Source organism: Rhodococcus sp. BP-332, from assembly GCF_019836065.1.
Taxonomy (GTDB): Bacteria; Actinomycetota; Actinomycetes; order Mycobacteriales; family Mycobacteriaceae; genus Rhodococcoides.
In genome coordinates, this window is sequence record NZ_JABUEC010000003.1 from 24170 (window position 1) to 46326 (window position 22157).

Consider the following 22157-nt stretch of genomic DNA (forward strand, 5'->3'; position numbering starts at 1 on the left):
TGACCCTAATCGCTGGGCACCCGAGCCGCTGGGACATGCCGACCGGCCTCCGGCCTGCCCGCTGACATGCGATCGCCGTGCGGGAGTGCGTGACGAGTTCCGCCCCACGGGGTAGACAGTCGGTACCACCGGGCGACCCGGCGAGCAGCGACGAGGAGTGCGAGAGACGTGAGCGAAGGAACGAGCAGCGCAGCGACGACCCGGGAGAAGGACCTGATCGCGTCCGTCCCCACGAAGTTGTGGATCGGAGGCAAGCAGGTCGACGCGGAGAACGGCGCCACGTTCCCGGTTCGGGATCCCTCGACCGGGGAGGTGCTCACCGAGGTCTCGGACGCGAGTCCCGCCGACGCCGCACGCGCGCTCGACGAGGCCGTCGCGGTGCAGAAGTCCTGGGCCGCCACCCCGGCGCGACAGCGCGGCGAGATCCTGCGGGCGGTCTTCGAGTCGATCACCGAGCACGCCGACGACATCGCACTGCTCATGACGCTGGAGATGGGCAAGGCCTTTGCCGAGAGTCAGGCCGAGGTGAAGTACGGCGGAGAGTTCTTCCGCTGGTTCTCCGAGGAGGCGGTCCGCATCGCGGGGCGGTACACGCCGGCGCCCGCGGGCAACGGCCGGATTCTGGTGACCAAGCAGCCCGTCGGCCCGGTGCTGGCGATCACGCCGTGGAACTTCCCGCTGGCGATGGGCACCCGCAAGATCGGGCCCGCACTCGCGGCGGGATGCACGATCCTGGTGAAGCCCGCCTCGGAGACTCCGCTGACGATGCTCTACCTGGCGAAGCTCATCTCCGAGGCCGGGCTGCCCGAGGGCGTGCTGTCGGTACTGCCGACGTCGAAGTCCAGCGCTGTCACCGGGCCGCTGATCGACGATCCTCGACTGCGCAAGTTGACCTTCACTGGCTCCACCGAGGTGGGGCGAATGCTCGTGGAGAAGTCGTCGAAGAATCTGCTGCGGACGTCGATGGAGCTGGGCGGCAATGCGCCCTTCGTCGTGTTCGACGACGCGGACATCGACGCCGCCGTCGAGGGGGCGATGCTCGCCAAGATGCGTAACGGCGGCGAGGCCTGCACGGCCGCGAATCGGTTCCACGTGCAGAACTCGGTCAAGGACGAGTTCGTCGCCAAGGTGACCGAGAAGATGCGCGCCATGACCGTCGGGCGGGGCAGTGATCCGGACACGAAGCTCGGACCGCTGATCAACGAGGAGCAGCGTGACACGGTGGCCGAACTCGTCGACGACGCGGCGTCCAAGGGCGCGACCGTCGCACTCGGCGGCACTGCGGAGGACGGGCCGGGCTGGTTCTACCCCGCCACCGTGCTGACCGACGTGCCCGGTGACGCCCGAATTCTGAGCGAGGAGGTCTTCGGACCGGTGCTCGCGGTGCGCGGCTTCGAGACCGAGGAGGACGGCGTCGCTGCGGCGAACGACACCGAGTTCGGCCTGGCCGCGTACATCTTCACGCGGGATCTGGACCGGGCGCTGCGCGTGGCGGAGGCCGTGGAGACCGGCATGGTGGGTGTCAATCGCGGGGTGATCTCCGACGCGGCCGCACCGTTCGGTGGGATCAAGGCGTCGGGATTCGGTCGCGAGGGCGGAAGCGAGGGGATCGAGGAGTACCTCGAGACCAAGTACATCGCCCTGCAGTGATGCGGTGAGGCACGGGAACCGCCCGTCGTCTGGGCGGTTCCCGGTCGAGCTCTACGAGCGGTGGACTCAGTGTCCGAGGCGGCCGCGGCCCAGGCGGAGCAGGAGCATGGCCAGCGTGTGACCCTCCTGGCCGAGGTCGCTGAAGCGCTGAAGGACCTTCATCTCGCGGCTGTGAACGAGGCGGGGTCCGCCCTGTGCCATCCGCGTCTGACCGATGGTGCGGGAGACCTCGGAGCGGCGCTTCACGGCGGCGAGGATCTCGGCATCGAGGCGGTCGATCTCCTTGCGGAGCTCGTCGATCTCGGCTTCGGACGTCGGCAGGTTCGCGTCGTCGGCGTGATCGTTCGACTCGGACGATGCCGATGCTGCGGTGGTGTGAATCGCTGTGCTCATATCAACTCCTCGTGTCAGAACGTGTGTCGCTCTGCTCTCACGTTCTGTTACGTAGATTCCAAGAATTCTCGAGGACGCCACGAAATACCTGGTCAGGGGGCCGGATGCGGTCGGCACTGTGCCGTCCGCGAGTCCGGGCCCGAGCAAGAGTATGCCCGGCCCGCACTCGGCGTAAAGAAGGAGCCGAACGGTCTCGTTCGGATCCGACGTCCGCGTGCGTGTGTCACGACAGGGATTCGGCGCCCACGGCCCGAGTGATGGTGTCGGTGTCGGTGACCGCCGGTAATCTGGACGGACGATGAACACACAGTCACCCGCACGTGCCACCAGGTCCTCGGACCAGCTCCTCGAGGGCCTCAATCCCCAGCAGCGCGAGGCAGTGATGCACTCGGGGGGACCGTTGCTCATCGTGGCGGGCGCCGGTTCGGGCAAGACCGCGGTGTTGACCCGTCGCATCGCGTATCTCCTGGCGGAGAGAGATGTCACACCCGGCCAGGTCCTCGCGATCACGTTCACCAACAAGGCCGCGGCCGAGATGCGGGAGCGCGTCGTCCAGTTGGTCGGGCCGCGGGCCAACTTCATGTGGGTGAGCACGTTCCACTCGAGCTGCGTGCGGATCCTCCGGAGCCAGGCGGCGCTGCTCCCCGGCCTCAACTCGAACTTCTCCATCTACGACGCGGACGACTCGCGTCGGCTCCTCACGATGATCGGCAAGGATCTGCAGCTCGATCCGAAGAAGTTCTCGTCGCGTCTGCTGGCGACGCAGATCTCCAATCTGAAGAACGAGCTGATCGATCCGGACCAGGCCGTCGCCGACGCGGAGAAGGAGCCGGCCGAGCTGCCGGCCGTCATCGCGAAGGTCTACGGCCACTACCAGCAGCGTCTGCGGGCGGCCAACGCGTTCGACTTCGACGATCTCATCGGCGAGACGGTGGCACTGCTGCAGAGCCATCCGGACGTCGCCGAGTACTACCGGCGCCGCTTCCGCCACGTCCTCGTCGACGAGTACCAGGACACCAACCACGCGCAGTACATGCTGGTGCGCGAGTTGGTGGGCACCGGATCGACGGCGGAGGGCGACGTCGCGGCAGTTCCCCCGAGCGAACTGTGCGTGGTGGGCGACGCCGACCAGTCGATCTACGCGTTCCGCGGCGCGACCATCCGCAACATCGAGGAGTTCGAGCGCGACTATCCGGATGCGCGGACCATCCTGCTCGAGCAGAACTACCGGTCCACCCAGACCATCCTGGCGGCAGCCAACGCCGTCATCGCGCGCAACACCAACCGTCGTGACAAGCGGCTGTGGACGGACACCGGCGACGGCGATCCGATCATCGGCTACGTGGCGGACAACGAGCACGACGAGGCCAAGTTCGTGGCGTCGGAGATCGATCGGCTGGTCGACGGCACCGACTACAAGTACTCCGACGTCGCGGTGTTCTACCGGACCAACAACTCCTCGCGCGCGCTCGAGGAGATCTTCATCCGTCTCGGTCTGCCCTACAAGGTGGTGGGCGGTGTGCGCTTCTACGAGCGCAAGGAGGTACGCGACGTGGTCGCGTACCTCCGCGTACTGGCCAATCCGGACGACACGGTGAGCATGCGGCGCATCCTCAACACCCCGCGCCGCGGCATCGGCGATCGTGCCGAGGCCTGTGTCGCCGTGCACGCCGAGCGGAAGAACATCAGCTTCAACGCCGCGCTCCTCGATGCCGCGGCCGGTTCCGTGGCGCTGCTCAACACGCGCGCGCAGAACGCCATCGCGTCGTTCATGGAGATGATCGGCGAGCTGCGGGCCACCATGAACGCCACCGATGCCGACGGCAACGACGTCGCGGACATCGGCGACATCGTCGAGGCAGTGCTCGACCGCACGCGGTATCGCGCCGAACTCGAGGCCAGCTCGGATCCACAGGACGGCGCTCGCCTCGACAACCTCAACGAACTGGTCAGCGTGGCCCGCGAGTTCAGTGCCGACGCACGCAACCTTCAGGGCATCGAGGATCTCGAGGTGGGGGTCGACATCAACGCGGACCTCGACGTCGCGTCCGCAGAACCCGAGGACACCGACGGTGTGGCCGAGCCGGGTTCGCTCGCCGCCTTCCTCGAGCGGGTCTCGCTGGTGGCCGACACCGACCAGATCCCGGACAACGGCGACGGCGTCGTCACGCTCATGACGCTGCACACGGCCAAGGGGCTCGAGTTTCCGGTCGTGTTCGTCACCGGGTGGGAGGACGGCCAGTTCCCGCACATGCGTGCGCTCGGTGATCCTGCGGAGTTGTCCGAGGAGCGTCGACTCGCCTATGTGGGCATCACGCGTGCGCGGCACCGGCTCTACCTCACTCGCGCGATCATGCGCTCGGCGTGGGGACAACCCATCAACAACCCCGAATCGCGCTTCCTGCAAGAGGTTCCGCAGCATCTCATCGACTGGAAACGGGAGGATCCCGGCGTCGGCAGCGGGTTCGGTTCCAGTGGTGGCTCGGGGCGCCAGCGCGACTGGACGTCGAATCCCCGTGGTGGATGGTCCGGTGGGTCGTCGCCGTCGGCCACCCCGACACCCAGCTTCGGCAAGGCCCGGTCCAACAAAACCCTGACGCTCGCCGTGGGTGATCGCGTGAGCCACGACAAGTACGGTCTCGGGACCGTCGTCGAGTCCGAGGGATCAGGTCAGCGTGCGATGGTGCTGATCGACTTCGGCACGTCCGGTCGCGTGAAGATGATGCTCATCGGCGGAGTGCCGATGACCAAGCTGTGAGAGGGCACGGAAGAAAGGTCCGGCGCCACCGTGCATGACGGTGACGCCGGACCTTCGACGTTGTGGAGGTGTGGGAACTCAGTCGCGCTCGGGGCCGAGAGCGATACCGCGGGACGCCAACCAGGGGAGCGGGTCGATCTTGTTGTCGCCCGTGAGGTGGACCTCGAAGTGGAGGTGCGGGCCGGTGGACTGGCCGCGGTTGCCCATCTTGGCGATCTCGTCGCCGGCCATGACCGTCTGGCCCACCTGGACCTCGGACGAATCGATGTGGCCGTACACGGTGATGGTGCCGTCGGCGTGCTGCAACCGGACCCACAGTCCGAAGCCGGCCGCGGGGCCCGAGTCGATGACGGTGCCGTCGGCCACGGCGTACACCGGCGTGCCGATGGCGTTGGCGATGTCCACACCGGCGTGCAGCGTGCCCCACCGCGAGCCGAAGCCGGAGGTGTAGGTGCCGAGCGCGGGCAGTGCGAAGAGGGGACGCCGTGCAGCGGCCTCGCGAGCCTCGCGCTCCTCGCTGAAGCGCTGGCCCTTCGCCAGGAGCTCCGAGAACTGGCCCAGGTCGACCGGTGCGGCGATGTTGAGGATCTGCGGTGCCGCGGACGTGGAGGGGGCCGTGACGGGCGCTCCGGTCGACGTGGCGGTGGGCACCGAGTCGACGTGCGCGGCCGGCTGGTCCGCGACGATGCCGGCGGCGGTGGAGCTGTCGACGATTCCTGCGGACGTGGCAGCTGCCGGGGCCTGGCCGGCGGCCAGCGCGTACTCGGAGGTCTCGGTGCGCTCGGCGGGCTGCGCGTTGTCGATCGCGGCCTGGCCGGCAGCGACGACCGCACCTGCGGCCACGGCGACGACAGCGACGCGTCCCTTGAGGGCGGACGGCGGAGCGGGGATGCGGTGGGCGCCGCTGCGCTTGACGGCGATCTCGTCCGCGATGGCAGCCGAGGTCACCGACGGTGCTGCTCCGGCCGGAGCGGTGACGAGGAAGGACGTCGCCGGTACCGAGCGGCGGCGGCGCGTGGGCGCATCGCCGACGGCGGCCGGGGTGTACGCGGGCGCGGACGCCACGTAGTCGCTGGACTCGTGCGCACGGTCCCAGGGGGACGATGCTGCGTCGGTCGAGAGGGCTTCGAGGGGGCCGGTATCGGTCAGATGACCGTCCGCCGGCGTGAACACGGTGGTGTCGTGCTCGAACTGCTGGGCCTCGTACTGTTGGGAATCGAACCGACTGTCGTCGGTGGCGTCCGAGACGAAGCGTGAGCGTGTGAACGGAGTTCGGTGGTGCTGCAAGACCTGCCGTCCTCCTGATTCGTGACCTACCCGTGATGTGGAACCTCGTGGACGGTAACGAAATGGTCGCGGCGGGCGCAAGCCAAACGGCTTCTCGGGTCACATATGTGAGGTGGCTCACAAGGTGTCCTGGGTTTACTCGAGGACGAGTCCCGACGCCGATCAGGCACATCGGTGATCTTCCTGTGATGGAGGCGAGCGGCATCACGATCGACGGACACGAGGACCGGATACCGTTCGTCATCGTGACACAGCCGACATCCGCGGGCCGTCGTACCTCAGGTTCCGCGTCCGACCCCGTCCGGCTCGGTGCCCGCGCTCTCGGAGTCGTCGGAGCGCTGGCGGTGGCGGCCGCTCCGTACGTTCCCGTCGTCGGCGGCGCCGACGTGGGTCCCCCGGTGCGGGGCGCGGCCGCCGTCTCGTCGGCGCTCTGGGCGGCGATCGCCCTGCTGCTCCTGGTGCGCGCGACCCGGCCGATCGTCTTCCCCGTGCTCGCGACGTTGGGCGCCGTCGCACTGGGATCGATCGTGGCCGATCTCCAGTTGTTCGTCGGAGCGATCGACGCCGACCGGCTGGAGCTGTTCCGTCCGATCTCGGCCGGCGCGCTGGAGGCGGGCCCCGGAGCCGTGGTGGTGACGCTCGGGCACGCGCTCGTCGTCGTCGCCGGGGCGCTGGCGGCACTCGCGCTGGCGCGGACGGTCGAGTGGGACGACGTCGACGAGGATCCCGTCGCTCGTCGATCGGCATCGGTCGTGGTCGCCGCGGGGGTCGCGGGCGCTCTCGCACTCGCCGCCTCGTTCCTCCTGCCCGCGTACGTGAGCACCGATGCCGTCGTCCTCGCTCCCGCTCCGGTCGCCGGACCCGTCGCGTCGGCTCTCGGCGGTGGACTGTCCGCGGTCGCGGTGCTGGTGGGTGTGGCCTACGCGTTCTCGTCGACCAGCAGGTCCGCGGCGGTCGGCGCACTGACCGGTGTGGTCGCGGCGTCGGCGACCGTCGTCGGCGTCCGCCTGGCTGCCGCGCTGGGGGCGGGCGACCGCATCGACCTCGGCGCGGGCACGGTCGTCGGAGTCGGCGGGCTCTTCGTCCTCGGCGTGGCCACGGTGGCGACGGCGCGCGCGACCTCCGGACCCACGACCTCCGTGCCCCGGCTCGCACGGTCCGCCGCTCCCTCGAACTCGACGCGGCGGCACGTCGTCGCGGGCGCGGTGACCGTCCTGACGGGCATCGCTCTCGGCGTCGGCGCCGTCCTGCCGCTTCTCGACGTCTCGACCGGCTCCGTCCCGACGGTGGTGGGGGATCGGGCGGTGGCCGCGTACGCCGTCGTGACCGTCGTCGGCGGCGTGCTGTTGCTCTTCTCGGAGTTCGCCGCCGCGGTGCGGCCTGCCGTGCCGCTGATCGTCACGGGCCATATGGCGCTCGCGGCCGCGGTGCTGCAGGCGCTCGTGCTGGGCGTCGGTATCGACGGCGTGTCCGTCGGTGCGGGCGGCTGGCTGCTGGTCGTCGGCACGCTGCTCGGTCTGCTCACGCTCGCGCTCGTCGCCGCGGCGGGCGCCTCGGAGCGGGACGGCGTCGACACCAGCGATCTGGACGGGGCCTCGCGCCCCCTCGCAGCCGCGCTGGCCGTCGCGGCCGGGGTCGCCGCACTGGGGCTGCTCCTGCCGCAGTACGACGTGGATGGGGAGACCGGCGGCTGGATCGGGGCGCTGCCGTGGGGGTGGGACGTGTGGGGGCGGCTGGTACTCGTGGCCGCCGTCCTGATCGGCGCCGCCGTCGCGGCCCGCGCTCGGGCGTCGCGCGCCGCGGCGCTCCAGATCGGTTCCGCGGTGGCTCTGGCGGGTGTCGCGCTGAGCCCGATCCTCGGCGGCGCGGGCCCCGGCGTGACGGCGTCGTCGGGGGCCTTCGTGACCGCTGTCGGCGCTGCGGCATCGGCGCTGGTGGCGGCAGGATTTTTTCGTACTGGTGAGTAGATGTCGGCGCAGGTCGGTGATCTGAACCACAAGTTCGACGGGCTGTCGATCAGGCCTCTCGGTGGAAAGTTACAGTCGCAAGTCGGACCCGCTCCTACCCCTCGAGCGGGCGTCAACGCAGACGAGATGGTGAGCTGATGGATCTCTTCGAATACCAGGCGAAGGAACTCTTCGCCAAGCACGAGGTTCCGACGTCGGCAGGTCGTGTCACCGACACGGTCGCCGGTGCACGACAGATCGCCGAAGAAATCGGCAAGCCTGTCATGGTCAAGGCCCAGGTGAAGGTCGGCGGCCGCGGCAAGGCCGGCGGCGTGAAGTACTCCAAGGACGTCGCCGAGGCCGAGGCGAACGCGGAAGCGATCCTCGGACTCGACATCAAGGGCCACGTCGTCAAGAAGCTCCTCGTCGCCGAGGCCAGCGACATCGCGGAGGAGTACTACATCTCCTTCCTGCTCGACCGCACGAACCGCACGTACCTCGCGATGTGTTCCGTCGAGGGTGGTGTCGAGATCGAGGTCACCGCCGAGGAGAACCCGGACGCGCTCGCCCGCATCCCCGTCGACGCCGTCAAGGGTGTCGACCTCGCCTTCGCGCGTGAGATCGCCGAGGCCGGCAAGCTTCCCGTCGAGGTGCTCGACGCCGCGGCCAACACGATCCAGAAGCTGTGGGACGTCTTCATCAAGGAAGACGCGCTGCTCGTCGAGGTCAACCCCCTCGTGCGCACGCCGGACGACCAGATCCTCGCCCTCGACGGCAAGGTCACCCTGGACGCCAACGCGGACTTCCGTCAGAAGGGGCACGCCGAGTTCGAGGACGCCGACGCGGCGGACCCACTCGAGGCGAAGGCCAAGGAGAACGACCTCAACTACGTCAAGCTCGACGGACAGGTCGGCATCATCGGAAACGGTGCCGGACTGGTCATGTCGACCCTCGACGTCGTCGCGTACGCCGGCGAGGCGCACGGTGGCGTCAAGCCCGCCAACTTCCTCGACATCGGCGGCGGCGCCTCGGCCGAGGTCATGGCCGCAGGCCTCGACGTCATCCTCGGCGACTCGCAGGTCAAGAGCGTGTTCGTCAACGTCTTCGGCGGAATCACCGCGTGCGACGCGGTTGCCAACGGCATCGTCGGCGCTCTGAAGACGCTGGGCGACACCGCCTCCAAGCCGCTGGTCGTCCGCCTGGACGGCAACAAGGTCGAAGAAGGCCGGAAGATTCTCGCCGATGCTGCGCACCCGTTGGTGACACTGGCCGAGACCATGGACGAAGGCGCCGACAAGGCCGCCGAGCTGGCTGCGAAGTAGAGGGCACCGAAACTATGTCTATTTTCCTGAACAAGAACAACAAGGTCATCGTCCAGGGCATCACCGGCGGCGAGGGCACCAAGCACACCGCCCTGATGCTCAAGGCCGGCACGCAGGTCGTCGGCGGCGTCAACGCGCGCAAGGCCGGAACCACGGTCAAGCACACCGCAGCCGACGGTTCCGACGTCGAGCTGCCCGTGTTCGCCAGCGTTGCCGAGGCCATGGAGAAGACCGGAGCCGACGTGTCCATCGCGTTCGTGCCGCCGGCATTCTCCAAGGACGCCATCGTCGAGGCCATCGACGCGGAGATCCCGCTGCTCGTCGTCATCACCGAGGGAATCCCGGTGCAGGACAGCGCGTACGCGTGGGCCTACAACGTCGAGAAGGGCAAGAAGACCCGCATCATCGGGCCGAACTGCCCCGGCATCATCACCCCCGGCGAGGCACTGGTCGGCATCACGCCCGCCAACATCGCCGGCAAGGGCCCCATCGGCCTCGTCTCGAAGTCGGGCACCCTGACCTACCAGATGATGTTCGAGCTCCGTGACTTCGGCTTCTCCACCGCCATCGGCATCGGCGGCGACCCGGTCATCGGCACCACGCACATCGACGCCATCGAGGCGTTCGAGAACGATCCCGACACCGAGATCATCGTCATGATCGGCGAGATCGGTGGCGACGCCGAGGAGCGTGCAGCCGACTACATCAAGGCGCACGTCACCAAGCCCGTCGTCGGTTACGTCGCCGGCTTCACCGCTCCCGAGGGCAAGACCATGGGCCACGCCGGCGCCATCGTCTCCGGCTCGCTGGGAACGGCTCAGGCCAAGAAGGACGCTCTCGAGGCGGCCGGCGTGAAGGTCGGCAAGACGCCGTCCGAGACCGCTGCCCTCGCGCGCGAGATCCTCGAGAAGAAGTAGCCATTCTTTCTTCTCTCACACGAGGGAGGCCGGTTTCCCGCTCGGGAAGCTTGCCTCCCTCGTGTCGTTCCGGGGGACTACCGTCGAGGTATGAGCATTCCCGCGACTCACTCCGCCATCGTCTCCGTCGAACCCGACTCGCCGTTCGTGCAGATCGAGCGAGAGACTCCGTCGCCCACCGGATTCGACGTTCTCGTACGTGTCGACGCGGTGTCCGTCAATCCGGTGGACACGAAGGTTCGCTCGTCCTTCGATCCGTCCGACGGCCCGAAGGTCCTCGGTTTCGACGCCGTCGGTGAGGTCGTCGCGGTGGGTTCCGACGCCCGAATCTTCGAGCCCGGCGATCGAGTCTTCTATGCGGGATCCATAGCTCGGGACGGCAGCAACGCCCAGTACCAACTCGTCGACGAGCGGATCGTCGGCCATGCGCCGTCGTCACTGTCCGCCGAGGACGCCGCGGCCGTGCCGCTGACCGCCATCACCGCCTGGGAATCGCTGTTCGTCCGGCTCGGACTCGGGAAAGACAGCACCGGCACACTTCTCGTGATGGGGGCCGCCGGCGGTACCGGGTCGATGATCATCCAGCTCGCCCGGGCACTGACCTCGCTCACCGTCGTTGCCGCTGCATCGCGCGGCGAATCCCGCGACTGGGCAACGGAGATGGGCGCCCATCACGTGGTGGATCGGCACTCCCTCGTGGACGAGGTCGGTGCCCTGGCGCCGGACGGCGTCGAGTACGTGTTCTCCCCGTTCTCCGAGGGCAATGTCGACGCCTACGCCGCGGTGATGGCAGTGCACGGTCAGGTCGTGGCGATCGACGATCCGGTCGGCCTGGACCTGATGCCGCTGAAGGCCAAGAGCCAGACCTGGCACTGGGAACTGATGTTCACGGTGCCGTTGTCGTTGCCGAAGAGCACTTCTCAGCACACCATCCTCGACGAGGTCTCGCGACTCATCGACGACGGAACTCTGCGGAGCACCCGCACCACGACTCTGTCACCGTTCGACGTGGACACCCTGCAGGACGCGCACCGGCGGGTGGAAAGTGGCGGCACCATCGGGAAGGTGGTCGTCGTTCGGTAGATCAGTCGATCGGCGAGACCCTGATGAGGTTGCCGTCGGGGTCGCTGACCACAAATGTGCGGCCGAAGACCGCGTCGTACGGCTCGTCGACGACACGGACTCCCTTCGAGACCCAGTTCGCGAAGACCTCGTCGACGGCAGACGCCGACCCGGGGACCATCAGTCCGACCTCGGTCGTGCGTGGAGTGTCCGGGGCCAGGTGCTCGCTGTAGCCGGTCCACAGCGCGAACAAGACGCCGGGGGCTACCTGGAAAGCGACATAGTGGGGACTGATGAAGGTCGGTTCGATCTCGAACAGGTCGCTGTAGAAGCTGGTAGCGGTCTCGGCGTCGCGGACGCCGATCAGGAACAGGTTCGGTGCGGGCACAGGAGCTCCTCGACTCGGTGAATTCTCGGTACCGCCACAGTGGACCGGCCTATCACGACAGAACCTGTCACCTTTTCTGCGAAGATCGGACGCATGAAGGCTGCCCGATTGCTGCACCTCTTGCTGTTGCTGCAGACCCGCCAACGCATCACCACCACGGAGCTGGCCGCGCGTCTGGAAGTATCGCGGCGGACCGTGCTGCGGGACGTCGAGGCGCTCTCGGCAGCAGGAGTGCCTGTGTACGCCGAACGTGGCCGCAGCGGTGGAATCGTCCTGCTCCCCGGTGCGCGGCTCAACGCGTCCCACCTGGAACCACCGGAGTTGGAAGCCCTTTCTCTGGCGGGTCTGGACAGCACGCAACGTGAGCGCATGGGCTTGTCGGCGATGTGGGAGTCGGCAGCACGCAAGATCGCCGCCCGCCAGGCCGCGACATCCACGGGCACGAGCCCATTGCGACTGGCGGAACTCGTGCTGGTGGACAGCACCCCGTGGTTTGCCGATTCAGAAGCAGCGGTCGACGTCGCCGATCTGGCATCGGCCCTGCAGGATCGACGCCGATTGCGAATCCGATACCGGCGGAGCGCCGAGAGTGAGGCCTCGACACGTGTGGTCGACCCGTACGGGATCGTGGCGAAGTCCGGCCGCTGGTACCTCGTCGCCGACCACCGAGGAGATGGACGACTGTTCTCTCTGGACCGACTCGCGGCTTTCGAACAACTCGACGCGCCAGTCTCTCTCCGACCCGGAGAAACCCTCCGCACCACATGGGCCGCGTTGAAGGACCGCACCGAGGGTCGAGGTCATGTGAGCGTGACCTTTCGCCTGCCGGAACACGGCCTCGACTTGGCGCGGCGCATCCTCGGGACACGCATCCACGATGTATCCGATCCGGAGAACGGAACATGCATCGTCGTCGTCGGCTACCCCGACATCGAGTCGGTGCGTCAACTGCTGCAATTCGGCGACCACATCGAGGTCCTCGCCCCAGACGCAGCCCGCACACGCATCAGCCAACTCGCGAAAGTCCTGGCCGAAACACACTCACCCCCATCCAGTTGACCGCCGACCGGGACGCCTCGAGCTCGATCGACGTGTCCGGTCAGTACGACCGGCCGTGTTCTCGGGCACGGAATGTGTTGGTGGAAAGGCGATCTGCGCTCATTGTCCGCGCATGTATCGACGGCCGAAACGGATCGAGGAGCTGGAGCGCGCATCCGACGGCGTGACCCGAAAGTGTGTCGGTGGGGTGGGTTACTGTCTGTTCAGGTCGTCGGGGGGCGGTCTGATCGGGGCATCATCGGGGGGTGAATTCGTGTACGACGCAGAGGTTTCGGTGGATGTGGTGGTGTCGGCGAAGGTCGACGCTCAGGCGTCGTTCGCCCGGACCGTGTCGGCGTCGTGTGCGTACGTGCAGGAGTCGTCGCGTCGGCCGGCGGTGCTCGGTCCGGGTGGGGTGTTCGACGCGGAGGCTGCTGAGACCTGTGCGGTGGCGGAGGTCGCGGCGGCGTTGTCGGTGTCGACGCGCACGGTGAGCGAGTGGCTGTTCCTGACCCGCACCGCGCATCGTGCGGTGGCGGAGGCGTTCGATGCGGGCCTGTTGGCGTATGCGGCGTTCCGGACGGTGTGCCGATCGGTGGCCGGGGTTCCGAACGCCACCGAAGAGCTGCTGCAGCGGGTGATCGCTGCCGCGTCGAGGTGTACTCCGGGTGCGGTGGCAGCGGCGGTCGATCGGATTCTCGCGGAGTTCGACGCGGAGTGGCACCGCATCGCTCGGGGGCGCGCGACGACGGAACGGTACGTCTCGGTCAGGAAGCTGCCGCGAGGTCAAGCCGAGCTGAAGGTTCGTGGCCCCGCAGAGCAGATCGCCGGGATGAAGCGGGCCATCGTCGAGGCGGCCCGAGGGGTGTGCGATCCGAGTTCGCTGCCGGCGCGGTTGTTCGACGCTGCGCATGCGATCATCACCGGCACACCTCTGCCGTGCGACTGCGTTGACGAGAGTTGCGCCCACGCGCCGTCGCCGGCCGCACCGGCCCATCATGCCGTCATCGTCCTCGACGCCGCCACGGCGGCGGGTTGGCAGGGGAACCCGGTCACCTCGTCGGTTGGGGTCCGGTTCCTGCGGACGTGGCCCGGAGAATCGCCGGGGATGCGACGTGGCAGGCGATGATCACCGCCGCGGAGGTCGCGGAACCGCGGGCGGGGTGCAGCTGCCGATGCCCACAACACGACCCACCGACCGACTCCGAACCACCGGGCCCGCCGGTGCCCGCCGCCGGGCGGGAAGTCCGCCGCACCCCCCGCATGCCCGCAGGCTGGACACCGACCACCGGGAAACTGGGCAGCACGAAAAACCGAAAACTCCGGGAGCAGGTCGACTATCTTCGCACGCTCCCACCATCGGCGGTGGACCGTGCCGTCGCCAACCCCGACGGCCACGGGGGCTTCGCCGTGCCTCCGGACGGGGCGTTGACCTACCGGCCGTCCGAGGCGGTCGCGGCGCTGGTGACAGCGCTGTATCCGACGTGCGTCCACCCGGCATGCGCGGTACCCAGTGAAGACTGCGATCTCGACCATGTCGTCCCGTTCGACCACACCGACCCGGAGAGAGGCGGCTGGACCGTCACCGGCAACCTCGCGCCGCTGTGCCGTCGGCACCACGGCCTGAAGACCCGGCGGCAGTGGCACCACCGCATGCTCCGGGACGGGATCGTCCATGTCCGCGACTCGCACGGCACCGACTACTTCACCGCACCCGGCGAGTGAGCGAACCGTTCGAATCACCCAGAGCGCAACGGTGGTTCCGCATCGACCCGGGCGATGTACTTCCGGGCATGACGATCACCGACACCCGCCCCGCCGGCGCCGCCACCGAACCGCGCTGGACCACCGCTCCCACGACGTCCGCGGAATGGATCGACCGTGCCCACGAGGTGGCCGCGATCCTCGCCGTCGACGCCGTCGCCCGTGATCGCGCCACCGAGGCGCCGCACGAGGAGGTGACGTTGTTGAAGGAGTCCGGTCTGGTCACGATTCTCGGGCCGATCGAGTTCGGTGGTGGCGGGCAGACCTGGGAGACCGCCTACCAGGTGATCCGCGCCGTGGCCGCCGCCGACGGGTCGATCGGACAGCTGCTCGGCTACCACCTGCTGTGGTTCTGGGCGGCACGTCTGGTCGGGACGAAGGAGCAGATCGCTGCCGTCGAACAAGCCGCCACCGAGAACACCTGGTTCTTCGGCGGCGCGGTCAACCCGCGCGACAACGACGTCGAGATCACCGACGAGGGCGACACGATCGTCTACAACGGTGCCAAGACGTTCTCCACGGGCAGTCGTGTCTCCGACGTGACCGTGCTCGAGGGGGTGCTCGCCGGTACCGACACCCACGTCTTCGCCATCGTTCCGTCGAACTCCGAGGGCCTGACGTTCCACGACGACTGGGACAACATCGGTCAGCGTCGCACCGAGAGTGGCAGTGTCACCATCGATCACGTCCGCACCGACTGGAGCTCGGCCGCCGGATTCGCGAACAAGGCGTTCGAGCCGCGGGTCTACAACACCCTCAACGTCCCGATCATCCAGCTGGTGTTCGTCAACTTCTACCTCGGCATCGCACGCGGAGCCCTCGAGACCGCTGCCGACTACACGCGCACCACCACGCGAGCGTGGCTGCACAGCACCGTGGACAACGCGCTCGACGAGCCCTACATCATCGACCTGTACGGAGACCTGACCGCGAAGCTCTGGGCCGCAGAGGCTCTCGCGGACGCCGTGGCCGCGGAGCAGCAGCGGATCCACGAGAACGCCTGGACCGTCACCGAGCACGAGCGCGGCGAGCACGAGGTGCGCGTCGCCGCGGCGAAGGCACGCGCCACGGAGGTCGCCCTGGAGATCACGTCGGGCATCTTCGAGGGGCTCGGCGCCCGCGCCACCGCGTCGAGTCACGGATTCGACCGTTTCTGGCGCAACGTGCGCACGCACACGTTGCACGATCCGGTGGCCTACAAGCGCCGCGAGGTCGGCCGCCACGTGCTCACCGGCGAGTTGCCCCAGCCCACCTGGTACTCCTGAAATCATATGTCGCGCACTATTATCGAACCGAGGACTGCATGAGTACAGAGAAGATCGCCGACGAAGTGAAGTTCGCCTACTGGGTGCCCAACGTCAGTGGTGGCCTCGTCACCAGCGACATCGAGCAACGCACCAGCTGGGAGTTCGAGTACAACAAGAAGCTCGCGCAGACGGCGGAGAACAACGGGTTCGAGTACGCGCTGAGCCAGGTCCGGTACGAGGCCAGCTACGGAGCCGAGTTTCAACACGAGTCCACGAGTTTCAGTCTGGGACTGCTCCTCGCGACCGAGCGCCTCAAGGTCATCGCCGCCGTGCATCCCGGGCTCTGGCAACCGGCCGTGCTCGCGAAACTCGGTGCGACAGCAGACCATCTGTCCAACGGACGCTTCGCCGTCAATGTGGTGAGTGGATGGTTCAAAGACGAGTTCACGCATCTCGGTGAGCCCTGGCTCGAACACGACGAGCGTTACCGACGCAGCGCCGAATTCCTGCAGGTGCTGCGCAAGATCTGGACCGAGGACGACGTCGATTTCCGCGGCGACTTCTACCGCATCCACGACTTCACGCTCAAGCCGAAACCGCTCAACACGCCCGCGCGTCCCAATCCCGAACTGTTCCAGGGTGGTAATTCGTCGGCGGCACGGGAGAACGCAGGTCGGTACTCCGACTGGTACTTCTCCAACGGCAAGGACTTCGACGGCATCACCGAGCAGATCGACGACGTGCGGCGCGTCGCACGGGCCCATCAGCGTGAGGTGAAGTTCGGTCTCAACGGCTTCATCATCGCCCGCGACACCGAGAAGGAGGCGAGGGACACCCTCCGCGAGATCATCGAGAAGGCGAATAAGCCGGCAGTCGAGGGGTTCCGCGGTGCCGTGCAGCAGGCCGGCAGTTCGACGTCGGACAAGAAGGGCATGTGGGCCGACTCGAGCTTCGAGGACCTCGTGCAGTACAACGACGGCTTCAAGACCCAGCTGATCGGTACGCCCGAACAGGTGGCGAAGCGCATCGTCGACTACCGCGACCGCGGCGTGGACCTCATCCTCGGCGGTTTCCTGCACTTCCAGGAGGAGATCGAGTACTTCGGAGCGAAGATTCTGCCGCTGGTGCGGGAGATCGAGGCCGCGCGGGCGAGTGACCGCGAACCCGTCGGCGTCGCCTGAGCGAGGAGTCACTCACCGCGGGTCCGTAGTGTTGGTGAGCGGCGCGGCCGCCGCAGTCGGCGGCCGACCGACGACCAGCACCGAGGAAGAGGAATCGAGATGACCTTCTCACCAGGGGGACCCGACCACGACCACGGCCGGACGGACCCGCGGACGACCACCTTCGGAGACCCGTCCACGGAGACCGGGCAGGTCGACGACCGTTCAGCGTCGATCGACCGCACTGACGGCGCTGCGACCCCGTCCGTCGACGCGGACGCGGCCGGCGCCGACGACAACACGACCGAGCAGATCGCGGCGCGCACGACGCAGGTCGCCCGTATCGCGTCGTACGTCGTCGTCGGCACCGGTGTCCTCGCGTTCCTGCTCGGTCTGTCCGCGCAGTTCGCGCTCGGCGGTGAGTCCTCCAACTTCTTCGAACGCGAGCTGGGCGACCCGACGTCCGTGGCGCTGCTCCTCCTCGCTGCGCTCGTCACGGCCGCGGGCCTCCTGCCGCGGCAGACGACGTCGCGGGGACTGGTCGCGGCGCTGTCCGTCACCGCGTTGCTCACGCTGATCTTCCAGCTGGTGAACCGCGGGGCGGCGTTCACCGCCTTCGGTGAGACCGTCCGCGTCGGTATCGGCATCGGGTCGATCCTGGTGCTGATCCTGGCGATCGCGCAGGTGGCCGCGGCCGTCGGTGCGCTTCTCGTCGACTCGGGAGTCGTGACGGTTCCGGCGCCGCGTCCGAAGCAGCAGCAGTTCGGCCAGCCGGGTGGCCCGGGACAGCAGGGTCCGGGCCAGCAGAACTACGGGCAGCAGGCATATGGCCAACAGGCATACGGCCAGCAGGGCGCCTATGGCCAGCAGGGTTACGGGCAGCCGCAGAGCTATGGCCAGCCGCAGGGTTACGGGCAGCCCCAGGGTTACGGGCAGCCGGGTGCCTACGGCCAGCCCCAGGGCTACGGCCAGCCCCAGGGTTACGGGCAGCCGGGTGCCTACGGGCAGCCGCAGGGTTACGGCCAGCAGGGGTACGGCCAGCAGGGTCAGGCGCAGCCCGGCGCCTACGGTCAGCAGGGATACGGCCAGCCGCAGGGCTACGGATCGCCCTACAGCGCCCCGACCGAGCGCTACGGGCAGCCAGTCGGCCAGACCGCCGCGGACACCGCCCCCGCGCACGCCGCATCGGCGGAGTCCGCGACACCTCCCACCGGTGAGCAGTCGTCCGCGCAGCAGCCGAGCACGGAGGATCACACGCCCGAGCAGCAGGCGCCCGAGCAGCAGGCACCGGAAGCCACCCGCGCACTCGACTTCGGCGATCGGTCGGACGACCGCCGCTGAACCACGTCGTCGGCGCGCCTAGGTTCTCCACCGCGCCGACGGTGAGAACCTGATCGGTGATGACCTCACTACTCGATCGCGAACCGCACACGCGGGGCCGTTTCGGTCCGAGTCCCGACGAGGCTCGAATGCTGCTCACCGTGGCGTTCCGGCCCGTCGGGCTACTCCTGGCCGTCGTCACGGCCGTGGTGCTGGTGACGCTCGTCTCCGCGAACAGCGACCTGACGGGGACGTTCGGAGCGTTGGCCGCCACGTGGCTGGCCGTGCATCAGGTGCCGCTGGGCATCGCCGGTGCGACGTTGTCGATCCTTCCGCTGCTGCCCACTCTCGTGCTGGTGCACGCGGTGTCGTCGGCGGTCGCGCGGCCACTGACCGACGCCTCCACCCGTCGCGACATCGGATGGGTCGTCGGCGCGGCGATCGCGGGTCCGCTCGCGATGGCGGCGGTGATGCTCGCGATGATTCACGACGCGTCCACCGTCATCGCCCTGAGCACGCCCAACGCACTCGCCACCTTCGGGTGGGTCATCCTCGTGCACGGCATCGGTGCGGCGATCGGCTGCATCCGCGGTACCTGGCCCTCACTCATGCGCACGGTGGTCCTGCCGCCGTGGCTCGCAGCGTCCTTCGCTCCGGCGGCGCGTGCCGGAGCGGTGCTGCTCGCCGGTGGCGCCGTCGTCGTCGCCACCTCTCTCGTGCTGTCCTTCTCCACGCTCGGCACGCTGCTCGAGTCCGGCGGCGGGATCGGCGGAGCGCTGGGTCTGACCGCGATCTCGGTGCTGTATCTGCCCAACATCGTGGTGGCGGCGTCGTCGGTCGTCACCGGGTCGTCCGCCCACGTGGGCGCGGCGATGGTCTCCGTCACCGAGACGACCGGCGGTCAGCTTCCTGCCGTCCCGGTGCTGGCAGTCATGCCCGAATCGTCGGCCCAGGTGTGGTGGCCGGTCATGCTCGTCGTCCCCGCACTCGCCGCCGTGGTGCTCGGGCGTGCGTGTGCTCGTGCGACGACGTCCCTGGCGGACGCGGTGCGCAGTGCCGCCGCCGCCGCGGTCTGCGTGAGCGTGGCGGCCGTCCTGATCGGCGTCGTCGCCGGTGGCTCGGTGGGAACGTTCGGCCATCTCGGTGTCGACGCGCCGCTCCTCGGCGTCACCACCTTCGCGTGGTGCCTCGTGGTGGGCGCGCTCACCGCGGCCGTCACCGCCTGGTCGATGCGGCGCCACGACATCCACGGATGGCACGAGGACAACGAAGCCGAGGAGAGTGAATCCGACGACTCCGCGGGCACATCGATGCTCGGTGAGCCGGCCGCCCTCCCCGCAGCCCCGGCCGCCGCGCCGACGGACACGGACATCGTGGAAGCCGAGACCGAAGCCGAGACCACCGACACCGACACCGACACCGACACCGTCGAGACCGAAGACGATGCCGTGGAGGCGGACGTCGTCGACGCCGAGATCGTCGACCTGCCGGACGAGTCGGCCGAGCCCGAGAAGCCCGGCGGCACCGACACCGCTCCCTGACGCGCGTCGTCCCCGAGCGAGGCCGATCGAGGAGGCGAACGGCGGCCGTCTAGGCTTCCTGTCGGCGTGATCCCACGCCGACAGAGCACCTGACCCGCCCGAGCAGCTGAGGAGAAGCACGCTGTCTGCCCCGCGTTCGACACCCGGGCGGGACCTCCCGGCCCGCGTCGTCGTCCTCGCCTCGGGGGTCGGATCACTGCTCGGATCGTTGGTCGAGGCCGCGTCCGCTCCCGAGTTCCCGGCCGAGGTCGTCGCCGTGGTGGTGGATCGCCCGTGCGGCGCCGAGGGCGCAGGGCTGCCGTCCCGGCGAGTGGCCGTGTCGGACCACGGTTCGCGTGCGGAGTGGGATGCCGCCCTCACCGAGGTCGTGGACTCCTGGTCACCGGATCTCGTCGTGAGTGCGGGATTCATGCGGATCCTCGGGCCGGTGTTCCTCGCACGCTTCGGTGGCCGCATCGTCAACACCCACCCCGCACTGCTGCCGTCGTTCCCGGGCGCGCACGCGGTGGCCGACGCCCTCGCCCACGGTGTGAAGGTCAGCGGGTCCACCGTCCACCTTGTGGACGACGGTGTGGACACCGGGCCCATCGTGGCGCAGGAAGCTGTTCCGGTGCTCGACGGCGACACCGAGGAGTCGTTGCACGAGCGCATCAAGATCGTCGAACGACGGCTGCTGATCGACGTGGTCGCCGCCGTCGCCACACGCGGAGTCATCACCGATGGACGAAAGGCCCAGATCCCCAGTGACTAACCCAGAGAACACGCGCGCCGTCTCGCGCGCACTCGTCAGCGTCTACGACAAGACCGGTCTGGACGAGCTGGCCGTGGGCCTTCACGCCGCCGGGGTGGAGATCGTGTCCACCGGATCGACCGCCGGGCGCATCGCCGCCGCGGGCGTACCGGTGACTCGGGTCGAAGACCTCACCGGCTTCCCCGAGACCCTGGACGGCCGCGTGAAGACGCTGCATCCGCGCGTGCACGCCGGCGTCCTGGCGGACACGCGCAAGCCGGAACACCTCGCGCAGCTCGACGAGTTGGGCGTCGCTCCGTTCGAGCTCGTCATCGTCAACCTCTACCCGTTCACCGAGACGGTGGCGTCCGGTGCGAGTCCGGACGAGTGCGTGGAGCAGATCGACATCGGTGGCCCGTCCATGGTCCGCGCCGCGGCGAAGAACCATCCGTCGGTGGCGGTCGTGGTGGATCCCGCTCGCTACGCCGACGTGCTGACCGCGGTGCAGGGTGGCGGCTTCACGCTCGAGCAGCGAATCGCGCTGGCCGCCAAGGCGTTCCAGCACACCGCAGCATACGACGTCGCGGTGGCGTCCTGGATGACCGACGTCCTCGTCGCCGGCGGTTCCGACGAGTCCGAGCACTTCCCGGCATGGATGGGCGCGACCTACGAGCGCGCCTCGGTTCTGCGCTACGGCGAGAATCCGCACCAGGCCGGCGCTCTGTACGTCGACCCGTCCGCTCCCGCCGGCATCGCGCAGGCGGAGCAGGTGCACGGCAAGGAGATGTCGTACAACAACTACACCGACGGTGACGCCGCCTGGCGTGCCGCGTTCGACCACGATCTCCCGTGCGTGGCGATCATCAAGCACGCCAACCCGTGTGGCATCGCGGTGTCGGCGTCCGGCTCCATCGCCGAGGCGCATCGCAAGGCGCACGCCTGCGATCCGGTGAGCGCGTACGGCGGCGTCATCGCGTCCAACCGCGAGATCACCGTCGAGATGGCCGAGCAGGTCGCCGAGATCTTCACCGAGGTCATCATCGCCCCGTCCTACGCCGACGGCGCGCTGGGAGTGCTGCAGCGCAAGAAGAACATCCGCGTCCTCGTGTGCGAGCCGCCGACGGCGGTGCCGGAGATCAAGCAGATCTCGGGCGGCCTGCTGCTGCAGGACCGTGACCGTCTCGACGCCGCGGGCGACGATCCGTCGGGGTGGACCCTGGCCGTGGGCGAGCCCGCCGACGAGGCAGTGCTGGCCGACCTCGAGTTCGCCTGGAAGGCGTGCCGCGCCGTCAAGTCCAACGCCATCCTCATCGCCGCGGACGGTGCGTCCGTGGGAGTGGGCATGGGACAGGTCAATCGGGTCGATTCCGCCGAACTGGCCGTGCGCCGCGCCGGCGACCGCACCACGGGCGCCGTGGCCGCGTCGGACGCCTTCTTCCCGTTCCCCGACGGCTTCCAGATCCTCGCCGCATCGGGGGTGGCGGCGGTGGTGCAGCCCGGCGGATCGATCCGCGACACCGAGGTCGTGGAGGCAGCGCGCGAGGCGGGCGTGACCATGTACCTGACCGGGTCACGCCACTTCGCACACTGACCTCTCCCAACCTCGACCCCCCGAACTTCGACCCCCCGAACTT

General features: G+C 68.6%; 18 protein-coding genes. 15 read left to right on the plus strand and 3 right to left on the minus strand.

The features are described from left to right. The first annotated feature begins 168 nt into the window (after window positions 1-168). The gene (locus tag HQ314_RS11270; RefSeq protein WP_222650109.1) at window positions 169-1650 is read left to right on the plus strand and encodes an NAD-dependent succinate-semialdehyde dehydrogenase; all 1482 of its coding nucleotides are present in this window, start codon (window positions 169-171) and stop codon (window positions 1648-1650) included. 66 nt (window positions 1651-1716) lie between these two features. Here the strand turns inward: HQ314_RS11270 and HQ314_RS11275 are convergent, their stop codons facing one another. Further along, window positions 1717-2043, minus strand: a complete 327-nt coding sequence (locus HQ314_RS11275) for a chorismate mutase (RefSeq protein WP_027504161.1) — start codon at window positions 2041-2043, stop codon at window positions 1717-1719. A 298-nt stretch (window positions 2044-2341) separates the two neighbouring features. Between HQ314_RS11275 and HQ314_RS11280 the strand changes: the two genes are divergently transcribed. Then, window positions 2342-4801, plus strand: coding sequence for a UvrD-helicase domain-containing protein (locus HQ314_RS11280; RefSeq protein WP_222650110.1), 2460 nt, complete (start codon window positions 2342-2344; stop codon window positions 4799-4801). Window positions 4802-4879: 78 nt separating this feature from the next. Here HQ314_RS11280 and HQ314_RS11285 read toward each other — a convergent pair whose 3' ends face one another. Beyond that, window positions 4880-6088, minus strand: a complete 1209-nt coding sequence (locus HQ314_RS11285) for a M23 family metallopeptidase (RefSeq protein WP_261781631.1) — start codon at window positions 6086-6088, stop codon at window positions 4880-4882. 245 nt (window positions 6089-6333) lie between these two features. On the opposite strand from HQ314_RS11285, the gene HQ314_RS11290 reads away from it, so the two are divergent. From HQ314_RS11290 to HQ314_RS11305, 4 genes are all read left to right on the plus strand, one after another. Beyond that, on the plus strand, window positions 6334-8055 hold the full coding sequence (locus HQ314_RS11290) for a hypothetical protein (RefSeq protein ID WP_222650112.1): 1722 nt from the start codon (window positions 6334-6336) through the stop codon (window positions 8053-8055). 137 nt (window positions 8056-8192) lie between these two features. Next, window positions 8193-9356 carry an ADP-forming succinate--CoA ligase subunit beta gene (gene sucC / locus HQ314_RS11295; protein WP_222650113.1) on the plus strand — a complete coding sequence of 388 codons (1164 nt, stop codon included), beginning with the start codon at window positions 8193-8195 and terminating at the stop codon, window positions 9354-9356. 14 nt (window positions 9357-9370) lie between these two features. Further along, complete coding sequence (sucD, locus tag HQ314_RS11300) at window positions 9371-10273, plus strand: succinate--CoA ligase subunit alpha (protein WP_027504157.1); 903 nt, start codon at window positions 9371-9373, stop codon at window positions 10271-10273. A gap of 90 nt (window positions 10274-10363) precedes the next feature. Continuing rightward, window positions 10364-11356, plus strand: a complete 993-nt coding sequence (locus HQ314_RS11305) for a zinc-binding alcohol dehydrogenase family protein (RefSeq protein WP_222650114.1) — start codon at window positions 10364-10366, stop codon at window positions 11354-11356. 1 nt (window position 11357) lies between these two features. Here HQ314_RS11305 and HQ314_RS11310 read toward each other — a convergent pair whose 3' ends face one another. Then, window positions 11358-11723 (minus strand): VOC family protein, encoded by a 366-nt coding sequence (locus tag HQ314_RS11310; RefSeq protein WP_056446979.1) that lies wholly within the window; start codon window positions 11721-11723, stop codon window positions 11358-11360. 93 nt (window positions 11724-11816) lie between these two features. Here HQ314_RS11310 and HQ314_RS11315 point away from each other — a divergent pair, with 93 nt between their 5' ends. From HQ314_RS11315 to purH, 9 genes are all read left to right on the plus strand, one after another. Further along, window positions 11817-12782: a YafY family protein gene (locus tag HQ314_RS11315; protein WP_222650115.1), complete on the plus strand. Its 966-nt coding sequence runs from the start codon at window positions 11817-11819 to the stop codon at window positions 12780-12782. 253 nt (window positions 12783-13035) lie between these two features. After that, window positions 13036-13890, plus strand: a complete 855-nt coding sequence (locus HQ314_RS11320; RefSeq protein ID WP_222650116.1) for a 13E12 repeat family protein — start codon at window positions 13036-13038, stop codon at window positions 13888-13890. Window positions 13891-14126: 236 nt separating this feature from the next. Continuing rightward, entirely contained in the window at window positions 14127-14486 is a 360-nt protein-coding gene (locus HQ314_RS11325; protein WP_222650117.1) for an HNH endonuclease signature motif containing protein, read from the plus strand. A 68-nt stretch (window positions 14487-14554) separates the two neighbouring features. After that, window positions 14555-15790 (plus strand): acyl-CoA dehydrogenase family protein, encoded by a 1236-nt coding sequence (locus tag HQ314_RS11330; protein ID WP_027504152.1) that lies wholly within the window; start codon window positions 14555-14557, stop codon window positions 15788-15790. A gap of 38 nt (window positions 15791-15828) precedes the next feature. After that, a complete protein-coding gene (gene sfnG, locus HQ314_RS11335) occupies window positions 15829-16953 on the plus strand; it encodes a dimethylsulfone monooxygenase SfnG (RefSeq protein ID WP_222650118.1) in 1125 nt (374 codons plus the stop codon). Window positions 16954-17052: 99 nt separating this feature from the next. Continuing rightward, window positions 17053-18273: a DUF5336 domain-containing protein gene (locus HQ314_RS11340; RefSeq protein ID WP_222650119.1), complete on the plus strand. Its 1221-nt coding sequence runs from the start codon at window positions 17053-17055 to the stop codon at window positions 18271-18273. Between the two features lie 59 nt (window positions 18274-18332). Next, complete coding sequence (locus tag HQ314_RS11345; RefSeq protein ID WP_222650120.1) at window positions 18333-19793, plus strand: DUF6350 family protein; 1461 nt, start codon at window positions 18333-18335, stop codon at window positions 19791-19793. Window positions 19794-19899: 106 nt separating this feature from the next. Beyond that, window positions 19900-20544 carry a phosphoribosylglycinamide formyltransferase gene (purN, locus tag HQ314_RS11350; protein WP_082544624.1) on the plus strand — a complete coding sequence of 215 codons (645 nt, stop codon included), beginning with the start codon at window positions 19900-19902 and terminating at the stop codon, window positions 20542-20544. After that, window positions 20513-22114 (plus strand): bifunctional phosphoribosylaminoimidazolecarboxamide formyltransferase/IMP cyclohydrolase, encoded by a 1602-nt coding sequence (gene purH / locus HQ314_RS11355; protein ID WP_222650121.1) that lies wholly within the window; start codon window positions 20513-20515, stop codon window positions 22112-22114. Before purN ends, purH begins: the two co-directional genes overlap by 32 nt. Window positions 22115-22157 lie beyond the last annotated feature (43 nt).